The sequence below is a fragment of the Kitasatospora sp. NPDC094016 genome (genome assembly GCF_040304045.1).
In the GTDB taxonomy this organism is placed as follows: Bacteria; Actinomycetota; Actinomycetes; order Streptomycetales; family Streptomycetaceae; genus Kitasatospora.
In genome coordinates this window covers 157664-178118 of the sequence record NZ_JBEOUK010000016.1, presented here as the reverse complement: position 1 = coordinate 178118, position 20455 = coordinate 157664, and the positions used below count along the sequence as shown (strand labels likewise).

At 72.0% G+C, this 20455-nt stretch carries 18 protein-coding genes; 9 read left to right on the top strand and 9 right to left on the bottom strand.

Annotation, left to right across the window (positions count from 1 at the left end; all coding sequences use genetic code 11):
• Positions 1 to 221: 221 nt before the first annotated feature.
• Positions 222 to 590, top strand: a complete 369-nt coding sequence (locus ABT015_RS17975) for a hypothetical protein (RefSeq protein ID WP_350880023.1) — start codon at positions 222 to 224, stop codon at positions 588 to 590.
• 105 nt (positions 591 to 695) lie between these two features.
• On the opposite strand, the gene ABT015_RS17970 is transcribed toward ABT015_RS17975, so the two are convergent.
• The 3 genes from ABT015_RS17970 to ABT015_RS17960 form a co-directional block, all read right to left on the bottom strand.
• Positions 696 to 1676 (bottom strand): hypothetical protein, encoded by a 981-nt coding sequence (locus ABT015_RS17970; RefSeq protein WP_350880021.1) that lies wholly within the window; start codon positions 1674 to 1676, stop codon positions 696 to 698.
• 290 nt (positions 1677 to 1966) lie between these two features.
• Positions 1967 to 3187, bottom strand: coding sequence for an acetyl-CoA C-acetyltransferase (locus ABT015_RS17965; protein WP_063348024.1), 1221 nt, complete (start codon positions 3185 to 3187; stop codon positions 1967 to 1969).
• A 62-nt stretch (positions 3188 to 3249) separates the two neighbouring features.
• A complete protein-coding gene (locus ABT015_RS17960) occupies positions 3250 to 4332 on the bottom strand; it encodes an SGNH/GDSL hydrolase family protein (RefSeq protein WP_350880019.1) in 1083 nt (360 codons plus the stop codon).
• A 255-nt stretch (positions 4333 to 4587) separates the two neighbouring features.
• On the opposite strand from ABT015_RS17960, the gene ABT015_RS17955 reads away from it, so the two are divergent.
• The 3 genes from ABT015_RS17955 (at position 4588) to ABT015_RS17945 (ending at position 8314) form a co-directional block, all read left to right on the top strand.
• The gene (locus ABT015_RS17955) at positions 4588 to 5988 is read left to right on the top strand and encodes a cystathionine beta-synthase (protein ID WP_350880017.1); all 1401 of its coding nucleotides are present in this window, start codon (positions 4588 to 4590) and stop codon (positions 5986 to 5988) included.
• A gap of 512 nt (positions 5989 to 6500) precedes the next feature.
• Positions 6501 to 6836, top strand: a complete 336-nt coding sequence (locus tag ABT015_RS17950; protein WP_063348021.1) for a hypothetical protein — start codon at positions 6501 to 6503, stop codon at positions 6834 to 6836.
• A gap of 191 nt (positions 6837 to 7027) precedes the next feature.
• Entirely contained in the window at positions 7028 to 8314 is a 1287-nt protein-coding gene (locus ABT015_RS17945; protein ID WP_350880015.1) for a L,D-transpeptidase, read from the top strand.
• 16 nt (positions 8315 to 8330) lie between these two features.
• Here ABT015_RS17945 and ABT015_RS17940 read toward each other — a convergent pair whose 3' ends face one another.
• Together ABT015_RS17940 and msrA are read right to left on the bottom strand one after the other, a co-directional pair.
• Positions 8331 to 8693, bottom strand: a complete 363-nt coding sequence (locus ABT015_RS17940; RefSeq protein WP_350880013.1) for a cupin domain-containing protein — start codon at positions 8691 to 8693, stop codon at positions 8331 to 8333.
• 138 nt (positions 8694 to 8831) lie between these two features.
• The gene (gene msrA / locus ABT015_RS17935) at positions 8832 to 9497 is read right to left on the bottom strand and encodes a peptide-methionine (S)-S-oxide reductase MsrA (RefSeq protein WP_350880011.1); all 666 of its coding nucleotides are present in this window, start codon (positions 9495 to 9497) and stop codon (positions 8832 to 8834) included.
• A 187-nt stretch (positions 9498 to 9684) separates the two neighbouring features.
• Here msrA and ABT015_RS17930 point away from each other — a divergent pair, with 187 nt between their 5' ends.
• Positions 9685 to 10839 carry a cystathionine gamma-synthase gene (locus tag ABT015_RS17930; protein ID WP_063348017.1) on the top strand — a complete coding sequence of 385 codons (1155 nt, stop codon included), beginning with the start codon at positions 9685 to 9687 and terminating at the stop codon, positions 10837 to 10839.
• A gap of 172 nt (positions 10840 to 11011) precedes the next feature.
• Here ABT015_RS17930 and ABT015_RS17925 read toward each other — a convergent pair whose 3' ends face one another.
• Entirely contained in the window at positions 11012 to 13570 is a 2559-nt protein-coding gene (locus tag ABT015_RS17925) for a SpaA isopeptide-forming pilin-related protein (RefSeq protein ID WP_350880008.1), read from the bottom strand.
• A 173-nt stretch (positions 13571 to 13743) separates the two neighbouring features.
• Positions 13744 to 14226 (bottom strand): MarR family winged helix-turn-helix transcriptional regulator, encoded by a 483-nt coding sequence (locus ABT015_RS17920; RefSeq protein ID WP_063348015.1) that lies wholly within the window; start codon positions 14224 to 14226, stop codon positions 13744 to 13746.
• A 122-nt stretch (positions 14227 to 14348) separates the two neighbouring features.
• On the opposite strand from ABT015_RS17920, the gene ilvA reads away from it, so the two are divergent.
• The 3 genes from ilvA (at position 14349) to ABT015_RS17905 (ending at position 17825) form a co-directional block, all read left to right on the top strand.
• Positions 14349 to 15560, top strand: coding sequence for a threonine ammonia-lyase (ilvA, locus tag ABT015_RS17915; protein ID WP_350880006.1), 1212 nt, complete (start codon positions 14349 to 14351; stop codon positions 15558 to 15560).
• A 296-nt stretch (positions 15561 to 15856) separates the two neighbouring features.
• Positions 15857 to 16966, top strand: coding sequence for an ATP-binding cassette domain-containing protein (locus tag ABT015_RS17910; RefSeq protein WP_350880004.1), 1110 nt, complete (start codon positions 15857 to 15859; stop codon positions 16964 to 16966).
• 1 nt (position 16967) lies between these two features.
• On the top strand, positions 16968 to 17825 hold the full coding sequence (locus ABT015_RS17905) for an ABC transporter permease (RefSeq protein WP_350880002.1): 858 nt from the start codon (positions 16968 to 16970) through the stop codon (positions 17823 to 17825).
• 118 nt (positions 17826 to 17943) lie between these two features.
• Here ABT015_RS17905 and greA read toward each other — a convergent pair whose 3' ends face one another.
• Positions 17944 to 18444 (bottom strand): transcription elongation factor GreA, encoded by a 501-nt coding sequence (greA, locus tag ABT015_RS17900; protein ID WP_063348012.1) that lies wholly within the window; start codon positions 18442 to 18444, stop codon positions 17944 to 17946.
• A gap of 428 nt (positions 18445 to 18872) precedes the next feature.
• The gene (locus ABT015_RS17895; RefSeq protein WP_350880000.1) at positions 18873 to 19289 is read right to left on the bottom strand and encodes a DUF4307 domain-containing protein; all 417 of its coding nucleotides are present in this window, start codon (positions 19287 to 19289) and stop codon (positions 18873 to 18875) included.
• Positions 19290 to 19529: 240 nt separating this feature from the next.
• On the opposite strand from ABT015_RS17895, the gene mca reads away from it, so the two are divergent.
• A complete protein-coding gene (mca, locus tag ABT015_RS17890; protein ID WP_350879998.1) occupies positions 19530 to 20435 on the top strand; it encodes a mycothiol conjugate amidase Mca in 906 nt (301 codons plus the stop codon).
• Positions 20436 to 20455 lie beyond the last annotated feature (20 nt).

Genomic DNA, 20455 nt, shown 5'->3' with positions numbered 1-20455 from the left:
CGCCGATCGGCAAGTACGGCTCGATCAACACCCACTCTGCATCCGTCAGTTGCGCTCGCGTCACGCACCACGGTTTACCGGAACTGGACCCGCTGCGAAGGTAAATCGCGCAGATTGATCACGACCGAATACGCGCCCTAATCGCGTTCCCGCCGTACCACTGCCGCCGGGCCCCCGGAGCGAAACGCTCCGGGGGCCCGGCGGCGTTTAGGCTCCCTGTCATGCATGACGTACAGCTCCTGGTCGAAGCCGTCGACTCCCTGGCGGATCGTTTCCGCTCGCTGCCGCAGAGCAAACTGCTGGGTGCCGTGCCCGGGCACGCCTCGCGGGCGGCGGCCGTGCTGGCGCTGGCCCGGCGGCTGGCCGAGTCGGCGCTGGCGGCGGAGGGCGGGCCGGAGCGGGAGTTCCCGGACGCCGGGGCCTTCGCGGCGGGGGATCAACTGGCCGTCGCCGGGCACGACCTGGCGGCCGCGCTGGCGGCCCTGCCGGAGGGCGACGCGGTCGCCCTGCCGGGCGGGCCGGTGGCGGCCGCGGAGGTGCTGGCCGGCGCGGTGGCCGCAGTGCGCGCGACGGCGGCGCTCTGCGGGTAGACGTCCGGACACGCCGAAGGCCGGCCGGGTCGGTAACCCCTTGACCCGGCCGGCCTTCGGTGTGCTGCGCCGTGTGTGCTGTGCTGCCCCGCCGCTGGGGAGGCGTCAGATGCTGGCGACCACCCGGTCCGCGAGGACGTAGACGGCCTCCTCGTCGGTGGAGAAGGTCAGCGAGTACGAGCCGGAGAAGCGCGAGCCGCCGAGCAGCCGGACGTGCTCACCGGCACGGACCGCGTCGATCAGCCGGTAGGCCGCCTCCCGGTCGCCCGGGGCCACGCAGAGCGTGGTGCCGTCGGCGAAGGCGTACACGTCCAGGGTGCCCAGCGGGCCCGGGCGGACGTCGATCAGGGCGACGGCCTCGTCGGCGAGGGTGGCCAGCCGGGTGTCGGTCCACTCGCGGGACGGCGCCTGGCTGGGCACGAAGTCGGGGTGGGAGGGGTGGCGGCGCGGGTCGGGCGTGGCGACCGGGGCGTCCTCGACGGCCTGGTCGGCGTCCAGCAGCCCGGCCTCCAGGCCGGTGGCCAGCAGGTCGGCCTCGCGGCGTGCGCGGGCGTCCCCGGTGGGCTCGGCGGAGCCGGTGGAGGCGGAGGCGACGGTGGGGCCGCCGGAGGAGGTGCCGGCGCCCTGGCCGGGGAACAGCGACGAGCCGCCCTCGGGGCCGGGCTCGGCGGGGCCCTCGTTGATCAGGTCCTCCAGCGCGGAGCGCAGCGCCTCGCCGAACTCCGGGTCCATGGTGCCGGCGTTGTCGACGGCGTCCTGCGGGCCGGTGGGGCGGGGGAAGAACAGCGGCCACTCGTCGGTGCTGGCGAACGGGCCGGTGTACGGGGAGTCGAACAGTGGCGCGTCCTCGGCCGCGCGGGCCTCCTGCTCGGCCCAGAACGCCCGGGCCTCGGTGATCTCCCGCTCGCGGTCGGCGGCGAGTGCCTCGGTGACGGCCTGGCGTATCGCGGCCTGGTCCACCGGCGCGGGGGCGGCCTGGGCCGCGGCCTGCGCGTCCAGCCGGCGGGAGAGTCCCCGGAGGTGGAGCAGCACGGCGGTCGACACGGTGATCAGGATCAGCAGCAGGATGGTGTAGACGGCGCTCACGGAACGTACTCCTAGCGAGGAGCGGAACGGGGTTACGTGTCCACACTGCCGCATCCGGGGCTGTTGCCGCAGTGGCGAATGTCTAATTTGTGCGGGACTTTCGCTCTTGTCCCCAAATTGTTAGGTAACACCGTTCTACGCAGTGGAGTTGATCCGCTCCGCAGTGTCGATTTCCGAGCCGAAAACGAGCGAAAAGAGGGCCGGATCGACCTCGCGATGTGATCCGGCCCTCAATTACTCACGGTCACTCCAAATGGGTGGTCCAGACCCTTTCGGGGTGGCCGGCGGGGTCAGCTGAGGCGCTCGATCACCATCGCCATGCCCTGGCCGCCGCCGACGCACATGGTCTCCAGACCGAACTGCTTGTCGTGCCACTGCAGGGAGTTGATCAGGGTGGTGGTGATCCGGGCGCCGGTCATGCCGAAGGGGTGGCCGACGGCGATCGCGCCGCCGTTGACGTTCAGCTTGTCCAAGTCGATGCCGAGATCCCGGTAGGACGGGATCACCTGGGCGGCGAAGGCCTCGTTGATCTCGACCAGGTCGATGTCGTCGATGGTCAGGCCGGCCCGCCGCAGCGCCTGCCGGGAGGCCTCGACCGGGCCGTAGCCCATGATCTCGGGGGAGAGCGCGCTGACGCCGGTGGAGACCACCCGGGCGAGCGGGGTGATGCCCAGCTCCCGGGCCTTGGTGTCGGACATGATGACCAGCGCGGCGGCGCCGTCGTTCAGCGGGCAGCAGTTACCGGCGGTCACGGTGCCGTCCGGTCGGAACACCGGCTTCAGGCCGGAGACGCCCTCCAGCGTGACGCCGGCGCGCGGGCCGTCGTCCTTGCTCACCACGGTGCCGTCCGGGAGCGTCACCGGGGTGATCTCGCGCTCCCAGAAGCCGGCCTTGATGGCGGCCTCGGCGAGGTTCTGCGAGCGGACGCCGAACTCGTCCTGCTCGGCGCGGGTGATCCCCTTGAGCGCGGCCAGGTTCTCGGCGGTCTGGCCCATCGCGATGTAGGCGTCCGGCAGCAGGCCGTCCTCGCGCGGGTCGTGCCACTCCCCGCCGCCCTCCTCGGCGCGCTTGGCGGTGCGGGCCTGGGCCTCGTCGAAGACCGGGTTCGTGGTGCCCGGCATGCCGTCCGAGGTCCCGTTCACGCTGCGCGAGACGGTCTCCACGCCGGCCGAGAGGAAGACGTCGCCCTCGCCGGCCCTGATCGCGTGCAGTGCCATCCGCGTGGTCTGCAGCGAGGACGAGCAGTAGCGGGTGATGGTGGCGCCGGGCAGGTAGTCCATGCCCATCTGGACGGCCACGATGCGGGCCAGGTTGTGGCCCTGCTCGCCGCCGGGCAGGCCGCAGCCGAGCATCAGGTCGTCGATCTCGCGCGGGTCGAGCTGCGGGACCTTGGCCAGCGCGGCCTGGATGACGTGGGCGGTCAGGTCGTCGGGGCGGACGTCCTTGAGCGAGCCTTTGAAGGCCCGGCCGATCGGCGAACGGGTGGCGCTGACGATGACGGCTTCGGGCATGGCGGGCTCCTCGCTGGGTGACGGCGGACTGGCGTCCGGGAGGAAAGTTACCGCCTGGTAGATCAGGCGTCACCCGTCCCGGCGTGTGAGCTGGCCGACGTGTCGCCGGCCTCTGGAACGCCTCCTTCCCGGGCCTCCTCGGGCGCCCACGAGCCGGGCAGCCCGACCCGCAGCCGGTGGCGCAGCAACGCCCAGCGGCGGCCGGTGCCCTCCGCCTCGACGGCCGCGACCTCGGTGCCCGAACGCCCGGCCGCGGCGGCGGCGGCCATCGCCACCGGCAGCACCGTCCCGCCCGGCAGGGGTGCGGCCGGGCGCTCCTCCTCCGGCCAGAGACCGAGCGCGGCGCACACCGAGGGCAGCACGGCCATCGCGGCCGTCGCGTAGCCCTGGGCGGACGGGTGGTAGCGGTCGGCGGCGAACATCTCCGGGCGCGCCGCGAACTCCGGGCCCAGCAGCGAGCCCAGCGAGACCGTCCGGCCGCCGGCCTCCACGACCGCGATGGTCTGCGCGGCCGCCAGCTGCCGGCTCAGCCGGCGGGCCACCCAGCGCAGCGGCGGGCGCACCGGCTTGATCGTCCCGAGGTCCGGGCAGGTGCCGACCACCACCTCGCAGCCGTTCGCCCGCAGCGCCGCGACCGCCTCGCCGAGTTGGCGGACGGCCAGCTGGGCCGGGCTGTGCCGGGTCACGTCGTTGGCGCCGATCATGAGCACGGCGACGTCCGGGTGGTGCGGCAGCGCCTGCTCCAGCTGGCCCGAGAGGTGGGCGGAACGGCCGCCGGTGCGGGCCACGTTGACCAGCCGGACCGGGCGCTCGGCCACCGAGGCGAGGCCCGCGGCCAGCAGCGCGCCCGGGGTCTCCCGGGCCCGCAGCACACCGAGGCCGGCGCCGGTGGAGTCACCGAGGACGGCCAGCACCAGCGGCGGCTGCGTGGCGGCGGAGCTGTCGGCGAAGGCCTCGCCGTAGACGCCGTCGGCCTTGGGCGGATCGCCCTCCAGCACGCCGATGGCCTGGATCGCCAGCTTGCTCTCGGTGAGCAGCACGCCCACCAGGCCCACGCCCAGCAGGCCGAGCCCGCCGCCGCCGTACGCCGCCGCGGTGGCGATCCGGCGGGCCACCCGGGCCCGCGAGTCCTGTGCCCCTGGCATCCGATGCCCCCTTCGCGTCCTGGTGCCGCCCCCTCCGGGGCCATGGCGATGCCTGCACCCCCCTCCTACCCGCGCGGGGGCCGGGGCTACCTGCGGGGCTGGGCCATTGGGGGAGGAAGGCGGGTGGTGGGCCGCCGCGCGGGGCCGGGGCGGGGCGGGGGGCGGGTGGGGCGGAAGGGCGGGCTGGGGCGGGCGGCACGGCCTAGGCTTTGCAGTACCGAAAGCACTCGCATGCCCACAACCGGGAGGACCCCCGTGCGGTACCACAACTCGATCATCGACCTCGTCGGCAACACTCCGCTGGTCAAGCTGAACAAGGTCACCGAGGGCATCAGCGCGACAGTGCTGGCGAAGGTCGAGTACTTCAACCCCGGCGGTTCGGTGAAGGACCGCATCGCGATGCGCATGATCGAGGCCGCCGAGGCCTCGGGCGCCCTGAAGCCGGGCGGCACCATCGTCGAGCCGACCTCCGGCAACACCGGTGTCGGCCTGGCGATCGTGGCCCAGCAGAAGGGCTACAAGTGCATCTTCGTCTGTCCGGACAAGGTGTCCACCGACAAGATCAACACCCTGCGCGCGTACGGCGCCGAGGTGGTCGTCTGTCCCACCGCTGTGGCCCCCGAGCACCCGGACTCGTACTACAACGTCTCCGACCGGCTCGTCCGGGAGACCCCGAACGCCTGGAAGCCGGACCAGTACTCCAACCCGGACAACCCGGCCTCGCACTACCACTCCACCGGTCCGGAGCTGTGGGAGCAGACCGAGGGCCGGATCACCCACTTCGTGGCGGGCGTCGGCACCGGCGGCACCATCTCCGGCACCGGCAACTACCTGAAGGAGGTCTCGGGCGGCAAGGTCAAGGTGATCGGCGCCGACCCGGAGGGCTCGGTCTACTCGGGCGGCACCGGCCGGCCGTACCTGGTCGAGGGCGTGGGTGAGGACTTCTGGCCGACCGCCTACGACCGTGACGTCGCCGACGGCATCGTCGCCGTCTCCGACAAGGACTCCTTCCAGATGACCCGCCGCCTGGCCAAGGAGGAGGGCCTGCTGGTCGGCGGCTCCTGCGGCATGGCCGTGGTGGCCGCGCTGGAGGTGGCCAAGGGCCTGGGCCCGGACGACGTCGTGGTGGTGCTGCTGCCGGACGGCGGCCGCGGCTACCTGTCCAAGATCTTCAACGACGACTGGATGGCCGACTACGGCTTCCTGCCCTCGGCCACCGACGAGGCGCACATCGGCGAGGTGCTGGCCCGCAAGGACGCCATCGAGCACGAGGGCATCCCGCAGTTCGTCCACATGCACCCGAACGAGACGGTCGCCGAGGCGGTCCGGGTGCTGCGCGAGTACGGCGTCTCGCAGATGCCGGTGGTCTCCCCGGGTGCCGGGCACCCCGACATCATGGCCGGCGAGGTGATCGGCTCGGTGGCGGAGAAGCTGCTGCTGGAGGGCGTCTTCGCTAAGGAGATCGAGCTGACCGACACGCTGGACCGGGTGATGTCCAAGCCGCTGCCGGTCGTCGGTGCGGGCGAGACGGTCACCAACCTGATGACCGTGCTGGAGAAGGCCGACGCCGCGGTGGTGCTGGTGGAGGGCAAGCCGCAGGGCATCGTCACCCGCCAGGACCTGCTGGGCTTCCTCGCCGGCCGCGCCGCGCACTGACCCGTCGGCCCCGGGCCCTGGCCGGCCCTGACCGGCCCTGACCGGCCCCGACCCCGCCACCGGCTCCGGTCGGCGGGGCGGACGAGGTTTCGCCCACGTTTTGCCCGCGGTTCGCCCACGGGCGAAGTGGTACACCGGCGTCACCTGCCCGCAGCACGCGGTTAACAACGGTCCGGCATCGTGGTGGTCAACGGCGAGACGCCGAGCGAGACGACGGCAACCGTCCGGGAGCGGCTCCCCGGCGGACGCGGTCGGCTCCGGACACGTCGGGCGGTCCTGACCCGGCTCTCCGTGTCCGCCCTCCAGCCCGGCAACGGGGGAGAGGGGCCTCCGCGGGAGGCGTCGTCGTCCCGCCCCTGCCCGGCTGCGGCCGGTCGACAGGGTGCGGCGGCTCCCGCGGCACCGCGCGCCGCACGGCGCGTCTCCGCGGTTCCCGGGTGGGGGAACCGAGGCGGAGAACGGCAGGGCCGGTCCTTCTCCGAGGGACCGGCCCTTCCCGTACGCTCACACGCATGACCAGCACTGAAACCACCCAGGACGAGCCGCGCTACGTCCGGCTCAAGATCGAGCTCATCGCGGAGATCACCGACGAGGGCGCGCTCAAGGCCGCCGCCCTGAAGCAGGTGACCGAGGACGAGTACCTCGACGACGACGAGCGCGCCCAGTCCGTCGACGCCATCGAGGTGGACCCGTCGGGTTCGCTCGCCCACTTCATCGACCCGGTGGCGCTGCTCGGCGACGTGCCGGGTGTCGAGCTGGCCTCGGCGACCTGGGAGTCGGCGCAGACCGAGTTCGACCCCGAGAACGAGGGGTGGGACGAGTACGTGGTGGACGAGTCCGCCGAGTAGCGGCCTCACCCCGCCGGCTCGTCAGCGCTCGTGAACGCCCGGTCTGCCCCGCAGGCCGGGCGTTTCTCCCTGTTCACCGGGAAGTTGGGTCATCTCATACGATCGCTTACCCTTCGGAGGTGGAACCGTGCACGGCCGGATTGCGTTTCTGTATCCGTAAATGCCCGGGATGATCAGCAGGGAGACGCGACGTGACGGCACGGGACGGTCAGGGGCGGGCAGGCGGAGGCAACTGGAGCCGGCGCGGAGTGCTCGCGGGCCTGATCGGGGCGCCGGTCCTGCTGCTCGCGGCCTGCAACGACACCAAGAGCGCCGACGCCAACGGCTCGGGTGGCTCGGGTGGTTCCGGTGGGACCCCGGGTACCGGCAGCGGCTCCGGCGGGACCAGCAGCGCGCCGAAGACCTCGACCGCCGTCATCACCGTCACTCCCGCGGACGGGGCCGCCTCCGCCAGCTTCAGCGAGCCGGTCAAGGTCACCGTCAGCAACGGCACCCTGGGCACCGTCAAGGTCACCGACTCCACGGGCAAGGAACTGGCCGGCCAGCTCGCCTCCGACGGCGCCAGCTGGACCTCGGCCGCCGCCCCCGCCAGCGGCACCAAGTACACCGTGGCCGCCACCGCCCTCGACAAGGACAAGCTGGAGGCGGACGCCAACGCCACCTTCACCACGGCCACCCCGGCCAACACCTTCGTCGGCTACTTCACGCCCGAGGACGGCTCGGTCGTCGGCGTCGGCATGCCCGTCTCGATCACGTTCAGCAAGCCGATCACCGACCGCAAGGCCGTCCAGCAGGCGATCACCGTGATAGCCGAGCCGGGCGTCGAGATCGTCGGGTACTGGTTCTCCAGCACCCGCCTCGACTTCCGGCCGCAGGAGTACTGGGCCAAGGGCACCAAGGTCACCCTCAAGCTCCGGCTCAAGGACGTCGAGGGCGCCAAGGGCGTCTACGGCACCCAGTCCAAGGACGTCCGCTTCACCATCGGCCGGGCCCAGACCAGCGTCGCCGACCTCGGCGCCAAGAAGCTCACCGTCACCACCGACGGCCAGGTCAGCGCCGTCTACAAGATCTCCGGCGGGTCCCCCGAGCACCGCACCTGGGGCGGCAAGATGGTGATCTCCGAGCAGTTCCAGCAGACCCGGATGAACTCGCAGACCGTCAACCTCGGCAGCGAGTACGACATCGCGGACGTGCCGCACGCCCAGCGGCTCACCACCTCGGGCACCTTCATCCACGGCAACTACTGGTCCTCGTCGTCGATCTTCGGCGGCCAGAACACCAGCCACGGCTGCATCGGCCTCCAGGACGCCAAGGGCGCGCAGGACGGCAGCACGGACGGCTACAAGTTCTACAAGAGCTCCATGGTCGGCGACGTGGTCGAGGTCGTGAACTCCGGCGACAAGACCGTCGCGCCGGACAACGGCCTGAACGGCTGGAACCTCGGCTGGGCCGCCTGGAAGGCCGGCAGCGCGGTCTGACGCCGGGAGCCGCCGGTCAGCGCTTGGCGTAGTCGGCGAAGCCCTGCCAGTCGACGATGACGCAGGGCTCGTCGCCGACGATCCAGGCGTCGTGCCCGGGCGGGCAGATCATCAGGTCGCCGGGGCCGAACTCGGTCTCCTGACCGTCGTCCATGACGATCCTCATCCGGCCCGAGACCACGTACCCCGTGTGGGCGGCCCGGCAGCTGTCGGTCCTGGCGATCGGCTTCACGTGCTTGGACCACTGCCAACCCGGGTGGAACACGGCCCGGCCCACCGGGCCGGCGTCCAGGTTGACCAGGCGCAGCTCCCCCGTGCCCTCCTCGAAGGGGCGGACCTCCTCGGGGGCGTCGAAGTTCATGCGGACGAGACCGGACATGGCGCACTCCTCTCCGCGCGGACGGCCCGGCCGCCCGCGCGGAGAGGAGGCAGGCCCGTCTGCTGGCCCTTCCAGTCTGCGCCCCGGCCGGCGGGCGGTCACCTCGGGTGGCCGGCCCGCCGGAACGGTCACGGACGGTCAGCCCTGCGTGCGGGCCACGCCGATCGGGCAGGAGGCGCCGGTGCCGCCGAGGCCGCAGTAGCCGTTCGGGTTCTTGGCGTCGGACAGGTACTGCTGGTGGTACGGCTCGGCCGGGTAGAACGGGCCGGCCGGGGCGATCTCGGTGGTGATCGGGCCGTAGCCGAGCGCGGTCAGGGCCGGCTGGAAGGCGTCCCGGCCGGCGGCCGCGGCGGCGGCCTGGGCGGGGGAGTGGGTGTAGACGGCGGAGCGGTACTGGGTGCCGACGTCGTTGCCCTGGCGGTTGCCCTGGGTCGGGTCGTGCGCCTCCCAGAAGGTCTTCAGCAGCCGCTCGTAGGAGATCACCGAGGGGTCGTACACCACCCGGACCGCCTCGGTGTGCCCGGTCAGCCCGCTGCACACCTCCTCGTACGTCGGGTGGGGGGTGTAGCCGCCCTGGTAGCCGACCAGCGTCGTCCAGACGCCGGGCAGGCGCCAGAACGTCCGCTCGGCGCCCCAGAAGCAGCCCAGCCCGAAGTCGGCCACCTCCAGGCCGTCCGGGTACGGCCCGGTGAGCGGGTGGCCGAGCACGGTGTGCGGCTCGCGCAGAGCGAAGCCCGGCGACTCCCGGCCGGGCAGCGCCTGGTCGGCGGGAACGAGCGAGGTCTTGTGGCGGTTGAACAGCACGGCCTGCTCCTGCGGGGTAGGGAGGGTTGCGCAGGGTTCAACGCGGCGGGCCGCCCCCGGATTCCGGCGCCGCCCGGATTCCGCCGCGGCCCCGGTTCGCAGTCGGCCCGGTTCACGGTCGGCCCGGTTCACGGCGGGCTGCGACGTTCCGGAGGGCGCCGGGCCGTACGGCCACTAGGCTCGACCCATGACCGAGCACCAGCTTCCCCAGGGCTTCGAGACCCTCGCCATCCACGCGGGTCAGGAAGCAGACCCCCAGACCGGGGCCGTCGTCACGCCGATCTACCAGGTGTCCACCTACAAGCAGGACGGGGTGGGCGGCCTGCGGGGCGGCTACGAGTACAGCCGCAGCGCCAACCCGACCCGCACCGCGCTGGAGGAGTGCCTCGCGGCGCTGGAGGGCGGCGCCCGCGGCCTCGCCTTCGCCTCCGGCCTGGCCGCCGAGGACACCCTGCTGCGCACCATCCTCAAGCCGGGCGACCACATCGTGATCCCCAACGACGCCTACGGCGGCACCTTCCGGCTGTTCGCCAAGGTGCTGACCCGCTGGGGCGTCGAGTTCTCCGTCGCCAACACCCAGGACCTGGCCACCGTCCGGGCCGCGCTGCGCCCCAACACCCGCGCGGTCTGGGTGGAGACCCCGTCCAACCCGCTGCTGGGCATCACCGACCTGGCCGCGCTCGCCGAGGTCGCGCACGGCGCCGGCGCGCTGCTGGTGGTCGACAACACCTTCGCCAGCCCGTACCTGCAGCAGCCGATCGCGCTCGGCGCGGACGCGGTCGTGCACTCCACGACCAAGTACATGGGCGGCCACTCGGACGTGGTCGGCGGTGCGCTGGTGCTGGCCGACGCGAGCCTGGGCGAGGAGGTGGCGTACCACCAGAACGCGATGGGCGCCGTCTCCGGGCCGTTCGACGCCTGGCTGGTGCTGCGCGGCATCAAGACGCTGGGTGTCCGGATGGACCGGCACAGCGCCAACGCGGAGAAGGTCGCCGAGCTGCTGGCGAGCCACCCGAAGGTCAGCCAGGTGCTGTACCCGGGCCTGCCCGAGCACCCCGGCCACGAGATCGCGGCCAAGCAGATGAAGGCCTTCGGCGGCATGGTCTCGTTCCGGGTCCAGGGCGGTGAGGAGGCGGCGGTCGAGGTCTGCAACCGCGCGCAGCTGTTCACCCTCGGTGAGTCGCTCGGCGGTGTGGAGTCGCTGATCGAGCACCCGGGCCGGATGACCCACGCCTCGGTGGCCGGTTCGGCGCTGGAGGTGCCCGCCGACCTGGTGCGCGTCTCGGTCGGCATCGAGTCGATCGACGACCTGCTCGCCGACCTCAAGCAGGCGCTGGGCTAGGACGCGTTCAGAGGCCCGGAGTCTGTCGAGGATCTCCGGCCTCGGTGAGCAGTCCGGGGACCGCGATGGTCACCTGACGCGCTGTCGACGCACTCGGCCGGAGGAGCCCCTGCGGGCTCCTCCGGCCGGTCCATCACTTCATGCCCTCACGCGCTCGCGCCGGAGCGGTCCTTCAGGAGCGCTTCCAGGAAGTGAGGGACGCGGAAGTGCAGTCCTCGTTCGGACCGGACTCACCGCGCACCAGGTCCCAGAGGTTCCACCCGCCCCGCAGGGTCCATGAGTCCGCCGAGGCCCATGAGTGCGGCGGGTGAGGGGGGCGCGGACACGGCTTCGGCGGGCACTTCCTGTCCTCGACCGTGATCGTCACACACGGGCAGTCCGCAGTCAGTTCGACCGTGGTCACCGCGGTCCGGGGCAGTTCGTAGCCGGGGGGCGCCGACACCTCCTGCCAGTAGTAGGTGCCCAGCGGAAGGTTGTCCGCGGAGCAGACGCCGTCCGCCCCGGTGGTGCAGGGGGAGCCGACGGGGGTGTCGGGGTTGGTCCCGGTGGTTTGGAGGCCGGGGACGCCGTTGGTCTCGTGCCACAGCTGGAAGGTGGCGCCGGCCAGAGGCTGTCCGGTGTCGGAGTCGACCTTGGTGACCGTGGTGGAGCCGGTCGGGGTGGTGGTCTTGGTGTCCTGGACGGTGACGGGGATGCTCTGTCCGTTCGTGTCGAGGACCACGGTCGTCACCGCGGGCTGGGGCAGGTCGTAGCCGGGGGGAGCGGCGGTCTCCTGCCAGTAGTAGGTGCCGAGGGGGAGGCCGCTGGCGGAGCAGGTGCCGTTCGCTCCGGTGGTGCAGGGGGAGCCGACGGGGGTGTCGGGGTTGGGGCCGGTGGTCTGGAGGCCGGGGACGCCGTTGGTCTCGTGCCACAGCTGGAAGGTGGCGCCGGACAGTGGTTGGCCCGTGGCGGAGTCGACCTTGGTGACCGCGGTGGAGCCGGTCGGGGCGATGGTCTTGGTGTCCTGGACGGTGATCGGGACGTTCTGCCCGTTGGTGTCGAGGACGACGGTGGTGACGTTGAGTTCCGGCAGGTCGTAGCCGTTGGGCGCCGACACCTCCTGCCAGTAGTAGGTGCCGAGGGGGAGACCGCTGGCTGAGCAGGTGCCGTTCGCTCCGGTGGTGCAGGGGGAGCCGACGGGGGTGTCGGGGTTGGGGCCGGTGGTCTGGAGGCCGGGGACGCCGTTGGTCTCGTGCCACAGCTGGAAGGTGGCGCCGGCCAGTGGTTGGCCCGTGGCGGAGTCGACCTTGGTCACGCTCGTTGACGCGGTCGGGGCGGTGGCTTTGGTGTCCTGGACGGTGATCGGGACGTTCTGTCCGTTGGTGTCGAGGACGACGGTGGTGACGTTGAGTTCCGGCAGGTCGTAGCCGGGGGGAGCGGCGGTCTCCTGCCAGTAGTAGGTGCCCAGCGGGAGGTCGGCCGTGGAGCAGACGCCGTTCGCCCCGGTCGTGCAGGGGGCGCCCACCTCGGTGTCCGGGGTGACCCCCGAGGTCTGGAGGCCGGGGACGCCGTTGGTTTCACGCCACAGCTGGAAGGTGGCCCCCGCCAGGGGCTGCCCCGTGACGGAGTCGACCTTCGTCACGCTGGTCGAGGCGGTGGGAGTGGGACTTCCGCACGCCGGAAGGTCGCCGTTGAAGGGATAGGCGTGGAACTCGGTCCCGGTCATCCCCGAGCCGGAGTTCTGCAGCAGCGAACCGGTGGTGAAGAACCGTCCGTTCAGACCGGGCAGGCTCATGGTGGCGGTGCTGGCCGGGTTGCCGACCAGCACACTGCCCTGGAACTGCCCCGATCCCGTGAGCGTGACGGACGTCGCGGCGGGGAAGTTCCACAGGAGGCGCTCGCGCAGCCGGTTCCAGGGGTCGGTGTCCTGGAGGCTCCCGCTGTAGGTGTTGATGGTGCGGGTGCCGCCCACGAGGTTGACGAGTACCGTCGCGTTCGCGGGGATGCCGGCGAACGCGATGCCCTGGGTGGAGCCTCCCCTCCCGGCGATGTCGAAGTCGACGTTGAAGACCTGGAGTGCGGAGGTGCCGTCACCGGTGAACAGGGTCTGGAACCCCTGGTTGACCGCGGTTCCGGTGGCGGGGCGGGGTGTGCCGACCCCGGCGTAGCACTCGCTCGCGGTCTGCAGCTGGCCGCGCAGCGGTGTGTAGGCGGCCACGGCCTGAGCTTCCTGGACCTTCGTACCGAGGATGGTGCCCGTGGCCGTGCCCGCGTAGCGGACGACGCCGCCCTCCGCCAGGAGCCGCTGCCCCGGGGCCACCGTGACGTTGCCTCCGGCGGTGAGGAAGTCGGCGCCGTTCGGCGGGGGGACCCGTGAGCCGACGCCGACGATGCCGATGTTGTAGACGGAGCTGGCTCCCGGGGCTTTGTTCAGGTCGAAGTTGCCGAGGGTCACCACGTGCCCCTCGGCCTCGGCGGCGGAACCGCCGACGTTGAAGTCGCCGCCGACGAAGATGTTGATGCCGGCGTCGCGGCCTGCGAAGGGACCGTTGTTGACCGGGGGGAACGTCGCGGGACAGTCCGCACCGAGGCACGGCCCGAGGCCGCCCGGGAGACCGGCCGCGTACGCGGCCTGTGGTGCGACGAGCGACATGCCGAAGGGCACGAGCGTCAGGGCCAGGACGGAACCCACCGTCCTGCCGAGTCGGCGTCTCCAGGTGACGGTGGTCACCGGGTTCTGACTGGGCTTCACCTCAGTCCTCTCACCATGTGGACACAATGGGCCCTCGGAGTGTTCCGGGCTGGAGGGCCGAGCATCACGACTCACTGGTGTTGTCATCTGAAAATCGTGTTAATGCACTCGTTCGGCTGTGTGTCGACGACTGATCGGTCCGGGCGCGGGGGACGGCTTCCGGCCGTCGGCGGTCACTGGCCCTGCTGGTCCGCGGTGTACGACTCCATCGCGTGGTTGAAGCGGGCCAGCAGGGCGCAGAACGCCTGCTGTTCCTCGGGCGGCCAGTCGGCCGTCAGACGGCGGGTCAACTCGGCCCGCCCGTCGCGGACTTCGGCCAGCCGGCCGGAGCCGACCGGGGTCAGCGCGAGGCGTACGGCGCGGCGGTCGGCCGGGTCCTGGACCCTGCCGACCAGCCCGCCCGCGACCAGCGGGGCGACCTGCCGGGTCACCGTGGAGGAGTCGACGCCGAGCGACTCGGCCAGCGCCTTGACGTTGGCGGGCCCGTGCCGCTCCAGGCGGTCGAGCAGCAGGTAGGCGGCCCGGTCCAGCGCGCCGAGACCGCCGCCGGTGGTCCGGACCTGGTCCATCCGGCGGGCGAACACCGCCAGCTGGTACTGGAGTCGGGCGTGCACGGGGTCGGTGCGGTCGGTGGCCTGGGGCGAGGTCGTCGTCATCGCGGCTCACGATCGTCGTGCGGTGAGGGAGGCTCAGAAGCAGCAGCGTACGCGGGCGGAGCGGGCCCGGGAACAGCCCCGGCATCCCGGATTGCCGGTGTCGACCACCGTAGGCTGGCGTTATGCACAACTGGCCGGTCACCCTCGACGACGTCCGCGGCGCCCAGAAGATGCTCGCCGGAATCGCCCGGGTGACGCCGATGGAGGGCAGCCGGTACCTGTCCGGGCTGATCGGCGCGCCGGTCCATCTGAAGTGCGAGAACCTCCAGCGCACCGGTTCGTTCAAGCTGCGCGGCGCGTACGTGCGGATCGCCGGGCTCTCGCCTGTGCAGCGGGCCGGCGGGGTGGTGGCGGCGAGCGCGGGCAACCACGCGCAGGGGGTGGCGCTGGCGGCCGCGCTGCTGGGGGTGCACTCGACCGTGTTCATGCCGGTCGCGGCGCCGCTGCCCAAGGTCGCGGCGACCCGGGAGTACGGCGCGCAGGTCCGGCTGCACGGCGCGACGGTGGACGAGGCGTTGCAGGCCGCGCAGCGGTACTCGGAGGCGACCGGCGCGGTGTTCATCCACCCCTTCGACCACTGGGACGTGGTCACCGGCCAGGCGACCGTCGGGCTGGAGATCCTGGAGCAGTGCCCCGAGGCGCGGACCATCCTGGTCGGGGTGGGCGGCGGCGGCCTGCTGGCCGGGATCGCGGCGGCGGTCAAGCCGTTGCGGCCGGACGTCCGGGTGGTGGGGGTGCAGGCGGCGGGCGCGGCCGCGTACCCGCCCTCGCTGGCGGCCGGGCGGCCGGTGTCGCTGGAGCACTACGCCACGATGGCCGACGGGATCATGGTCGGCCGGCCCGGGGACATCCCGTTCGAGGTGGTCAACTCGCTGGCGGACGGCGTCCGGACGGTCTCCGAGGACGCGCTGTCGCGGGCCCTGCTGCTCGGCCTGGAGCGTTTGAAACTGGTGGTCGAACCGGCCGGGGCGGCCCCGATCGCGGCGCTGCTGGAGCAGCCGGACTCCTTCGAGGGGCCGGTGGTGGCCGTGCTGTCCGGCGGCAACATCGACCCGCAGCTGATGCAGCGGGTGCTGCGGCACGGGCTGGCGGCGGCCGGCCGGTACCTGTCGCTGCGGGTGCGGCTGGCGGACAAGCCGGGCTCGCTGGCCGACCTGCTGGGGGTGCTGACCAGGCTGGACGCCAACGTGCTGGACGTCGCGCACGTGCGGATCGACCCGCGGCTGGGGCTGACCGAGGTCGAGGTGGACCTGCACCTGGAGACCAAGGGGCCGGAGCACTGCGCGGCCGTGGTCGGCGAGCTGCGGGACGCGGGGTACGTCGTTTCCGGCTGAGTTCCGAAGGCGCCTGAGGCGCTCGGGGTGCTTGTCGGGGCGCTTGGGCGCTCGGGGGGCTTGGTGTCTCGGGCGCCGGATGGTGTGGGGCGGGCCTCGGCGGATCTCGGTGGATGTCAGTGGTCCCTGTCACGATGGCGGAGCCCTATGCCTTGACGCGATATATCGCGTGCTGCCAGACTCGCGATACATCGCGTTCTGTGCGCCGGTAGGCGAAAACCGAGTCGCCCGCATGCCCAAAAAAGGGGCAGAGTGTGACAGATCGCCCATATTCGTCCGAGGAGATGAGGCAGGCCATGGCGCCAGCCATCCAAGCCGAGAACCTGGTCAAGACCTTCGGCGACGTACGAGCCCTGGACGGCGTGAGCCTCGACGTCCCCGAGGGCACGGTGCTCGGGCTGCTCGGCCCGAACGGGGCCGGCAAGACCACCACCGTGCGGGTCCTCACCACCCTGCTGCGCCCCGACTCGGGCCGCGCGGTGGTCGCCGGAGTCGACGTGCTCAAGCACCCCAACAAGGTCCGCAGCCTGATCGGCCTGTCCGGCCAGTACGCGGCGGTCGACGAGTACCTCACCGGCTTCGAGAACCTCCAGATGGTCGGCGAGCTCTACCAGATGAGCGCCCGTCAGGCGAAGGCCCGGGCGCTGGAGCTGCTGGAGTGGTTCAACCTCACCGAGGCCAAGGACCGCACCGCCAAGACCTACTCCGGCGGCATGCGCCGCCGCCTCGACCTCGCCGCCGCGCTGGTCGTCCGGCCGCCGGTGATGTTCCTCGACGAGCCGACCACCGGCCTCGACCCGCGCAACCGGCTCGCGCTCTGGGAGGTCATCGAGACCCTGGTCGAGCAGGGCACCACGCTGCTGCTCACCACCCAGTACCTGGAGGAGGCCGACCGGCTGGCGCACGACATCGCCGTCGTCGACCACGGCCGGGTGATCGCCCGCGGCACCGCCGACCAGCTCAAGGCCCAGATCGGCGGCGAGCGGATAGAGGTCGTGGTGCACGAGCCGGGCCTGGTCACCGACGCGGTCGCGGCGCTGTCCGGGTACGCGCTGGGCGAGCCGGCGGTGGAGAAGAACACCCGCCGGATCACCGTGCCGGTCAGCGGCGGCGCCCGGGTGCTCGCCGACGTCATCCGCGAACTGGACGCGCGCGGCATCGAGATCGACGACATCGGCCTGCGTCGCCCGACCCTGGACGACGTGTTCCTCACCCTCACCGGCCACGTCGCCGAGGCGGTGGAGGAGGAGAACGGCTCCGGCGGGCGCGGCCGGGGCGGCCGGGGTAAGGGTGGGCCGGCCGCCGAGGGGTCGGCCGCCGAGGGGTTGGCCGCCGGGGGGCCGCCGGACGGCTCCGACGGCCAGGGGCCGGACAAGCAGGCCGTCGCGGCCGGAACGGAGCGCTGAGATGAGCACCGCCACCGAGCACGCCATCGGCGAGGCGATGCCCAGGCAGCGCCGCGGCGTCGCCGCCACCCTGCACGACTCCTGGGTGGTCGCCAAGCGCAACCTGCGCCGGATGACCAGGATCCCCGAGATCGTGGTCTTCGGGCTGATGCAGCCGGTCATGTTCGTGCTGCTGTTCTCGTACGTGATGGGCGGGGCGATCAAGATCCCCGGGGCGAGCTCCAGCTCCGACTCGTACATCCAGTTCCTGATGGCCGGCATCTTCGCCCAGACCGTGACCTTCGCCGTCGCCGGCGCCTCCGCCGGGATCGCGGAGGACATGACCAAGGGCCTGGTGGACCGCTTCCGCTCGCTGCCGATGGCCCGCTCGGCGGTGCTGGTCGGCCGCACCCTGGCCGACCTGTGCCAGACCGCGTTCACCGTGGTCGTGCTGGCCCTGGTCGCGCTGCTGGTCGGCTGGCGCATCCACGACGGCGTGCTCAACGCGCTCGGCGCCTTCGGCCTGCTGCTCCTGCTCGGCTACGCGTTCTCCTGGATCGGCGCGCTGATCGGCCTCTCGGTGCGCAGCCCCGAGGCGGCCACCTCGGCCGGTCTGATCTGGCTGTTCCCGCTGACCTTCGTCTCCAACGCCTTCGTGCCGGTCAGCTCGATGCCGGGCTGGCTGCAGACGGTCGCGTACTGGAACCCGTTCAGCGCCACCGTCCAGGCCTGCCGGGACCTGTTCGGCAACCAGGTCGGCCCGGTGGACGCCGCCTGGCCGATGCAGCACGCCGCGCTGGTGTCGGTGCTCTGGTCGGTGCTGATCACCGCGGTGTTCTCCTGGCTGTCGGTGCGCAAGTACCGCTCGGCCGTGGGCTGAACCGCGCCCGGTACGCCGCGAGGGCGGCCGCGGAGTCCCTGGACTCCGCGGCCGCCCTCGTCGGTCGGTCCGGCCCGGTCCGGCCTGGCCAGGCCGGATCAGGTCGGATCAGGCCTGGTCAGCCGGCGTGCGGCACGACCTTGACGATCTTCACCATGGCGGGCTTGCCGTTCGGCAGCTCGTAGGTCGCCTCGTCGCCGATCTGCTTGCCGTCGATCGCGCGGCCCAGCGGCGACTGCGGAGAGTAGACGTCCATGGTGTCGGAGCCGGCGACCTCGCGCGAGGCGAGCAGGAACTCCATGGTGTCGTCCTCGTCGCCGTCGAAGGCGACCGTGACGACCATGCCCGGGGCCACCACACCCGAGTCGGCCGGAGCCTCGCCGACCTTGGCACGCTCCAGCAGCTGGGTCAGCTGGCGGATGCGCAGCTCGTACTTGCCCTGCTCCTCCTTGGCCGCGTGATAGCCGGCGTTCTCCTTGAGGTCCCCCTCCTCGCGCGCCGCCTCGATCTTCTGGGCGATCTCGATGCGCCAGGGCCCGGTCAGGTGATCCAGCTCGGCCTTCAGCTGGTCGTAGCCGGCCTGAGTGAGCCAGGTCACGTTCTCACTGGTCTGGGTCACGGGTGCTCCTCGTAGGTGCTGGGGCTGTGCTGAGGGTGTGAGTCGTCAGCAGGGTTGGTGGTGATATCGGTCGTAACTACAAAGCAACGCCCGCTCCCGTACCATCCGGTGCGGAAGGGGCGAAACCACGAGCCTAACAAGTCCTGCCGACAAGCAGAAGGGTCGTTGGCGCGCCATTGACGTTGGCGTTGCGCCACGGTGTACAGCGAATGTGCCACGGTGTACGGGGGCGGTGCCTGCCGGGCCGGGTGCGGGACTTCCTACGGATGCCCGTTCTCCCGATCGGTTATGCGCCGGTGTCCGGCAGAGTACCGGTGGTGCCCGGCAGAGTACCGGTGAGCGGGGCGCGCCGCCGGTGCGACTCGGCGGGCGGGACCCTCCTCCACGCCTCTTCGCGGGCGTACTTCTTCGGCCTGCTTCTTCGGGGCTTACTTCTTCGCCGGCGTGCAGCCCAGCAGTTCGGCGGTGGTGCCGCGGGCGGTGGTCCGCAGCGTGACCACGGCGTCGTAGCTGGAGCCGCCGGCCGGCACCGGGAAGTCGGCCACCCCGACCACCGAGCCGTCCGACCCCTGCGAGCGGACCGTGCAGCTGCCGGCCATCCCGCCGCTCTTGCGCACCGCCAGGTGCAGCTCGACCTCGGAGTCCGAGACCGCCTGGAAGGTCGGCACCGAACCGTTGATCGTGGTCTCGCGCAGCAGGTAGGAGCCGCCCAGCCAGGCCACCAGGCCCAGGCCCAGCACGCCGCAGACCGCGCCGACCACCTTCAGGCGGCGGTCCGAATCGCGGTCGCCGCGCCGGCCGTAGCGCCCCTCGGGCAGCTGCGCGGTGGTGGTGCTCGCGTTCATCGGACCCAGTCCTCTCCTGACGGGAGGGGCCGCGCGGGTGGTGCGGGGGAATGCGACGCTCCTCCAGTCCGTCACTATAGGAGGGGCACGCCCGCGGCCGGTCCGGCGGGGGCGGGGCTCGACCGGGCCGGGGTTCGTCCGCGGCCGGTCCCGCGGCGACGCGGCCCCGACGTGAGCGGCTCGTACGGTGGGCGGACCGGACTTCGCGGAACGCCCGATATGTGGAAGGAACGCAAGGCGTTGACTGAGCAGTTGCGACTGATGGCGGTGCACGCCCACCCGGACGACGAGTCCAGCAAGGGCGCGGCCACCATGGCCATGTACGTCGACCAGGGAGTGGACGTGCTCGTGGCCACCTGCACCGGGGGCGAACGCGGGTCGGTTCTCAACCCCAAGCTCCAGGGGGACCCGTACATCGAGGAGAACATCCACGAGGTGCGCCGCAAGGAGATGGACGAGGCCCGGGCGATCCTGGGCGTCAAGCAGGCCTGGCTCGGCTTCGTCGACTCAGGCCTGCCCGAAGGCGACCCGCTGCCCCCGCTGCCCGAGGGCTGCTTCGCCCTGGAGGACGTGAAGGAGGCGGCCGAACCGCTGGTCCGGCTGATCCGGGAGTTCAAGCCGCAGGTCATCACGACCTACGACGAGAACGGCGGCTACCCGCACCCCGACCACATCATGACCCACAAGATCACCATGCTGGCCTTCGACGCCGCCGGTGACCCGGACGCCTACCCGGAGGCCGGCGAGCCCTGGCAGCCGCTGAAGGTCTACTACAACCACGGCTTCCCGATGGGCCGCATCCGCGCTCTGCACCAGTACCTCACCGAGCACGGCCACGACTCGCCGTACGGCGAGTGGATCGCGGGCTGGGAGAAGAGCGGCCGCCAGGAGCGTGAGATCACCACCCGGGTGAGCTGCGGCGACTGGTTCGAGACCCGCGACCGCGCCCTGATCGCCCACGCCACCCAGATCGACCCCGACGGGCCGTGGTTCCGCGTCCCGCTGGACGTCCAGCGCGAGGTCTGGCCCACCGAGGACTACGAACTCGCCCGTACCCTGATCGACGTGGACCTGCCGGAGGACGACCTGTTCGCCGGCCTGCGCACCCCCACCCTGGCCGTCGAGGCCGCCGACACGCGCGACTGAACCACCCCCCGATGGCCCGG

What these genes read in the sequence shown, in the direction of transcription:
- ABT015_RS17920 (WP_063348015.1), bottom strand. Translation starts at nt 14,226, where the DNA reads ATGACGACGACCTCGCCCCAGGCCACCGACCGCACCGACCCCGTGCAC.
- ABT015_RS17975 (WP_350880023.1), top strand. Translation starts at nt 222, where the DNA reads ATGCATGACGTACAGCTCCTGGTCGAAGCCGTCGACTCCCTGGCGGAT.
- ABT015_RS17950 (WP_063348021.1), top strand. Translation starts at nt 6,501, where the DNA reads ATGACCAGCACTGAAACCACCCAGGACGAGCCGCGCTACGTCCGGCTC.
- ABT015_RS17965 (WP_063348024.1), bottom strand. Translation starts at nt 3,187, where the DNA reads ATGCCCGAAGCCGTCATCGTCAGCGCCACCCGTTCGCCGATCGGCCGG.
- ABT015_RS17910 (WP_350880004.1), top strand. Translation starts at nt 15,857, where the DNA reads ATGGCGCCAGCCATCCAAGCCGAGAACCTGGTCAAGACCTTCGGCGAC.
- ABT015_RS17905 (WP_350880002.1), top strand. Translation starts at nt 16,968, where the DNA reads ATGAGCACCGCCACCGAGCACGCCATCGGCGAGGCGATGCCCAGGCAG.
- ABT015_RS17930 (WP_063348017.1), top strand. Translation starts at nt 9,685, where the DNA reads ATGACCGAGCACCAGCTTCCCCAGGGCTTCGAGACCCTCGCCATCCAC.
- ilvA (WP_350880006.1), top strand. Translation starts at nt 14,349, where the DNA reads ATGCACAACTGGCCGGTCACCCTCGACGACGTCCGCGGCGCCCAGAAG.
- ABT015_RS17940 (WP_350880013.1), bottom strand. Translation starts at nt 8,693, where the DNA reads ATGTCCGGTCTCGTCCGCATGAACTTCGACGCCCCCGAGGAGGTCCGC.
- ABT015_RS17960 (WP_350880019.1), bottom strand. Translation starts at nt 4,332, where the DNA reads ATGCCAGGGGCACAGGACTCGCGGGCCCGGGTGGCCCGCCGGATCGCC.
- ABT015_RS17895 (WP_350880000.1), bottom strand. Translation starts at nt 19,289, where the DNA reads ATGAACGCGAGCACCACCACCGCGCAGCTGCCCGAGGGGCGCTACGGC.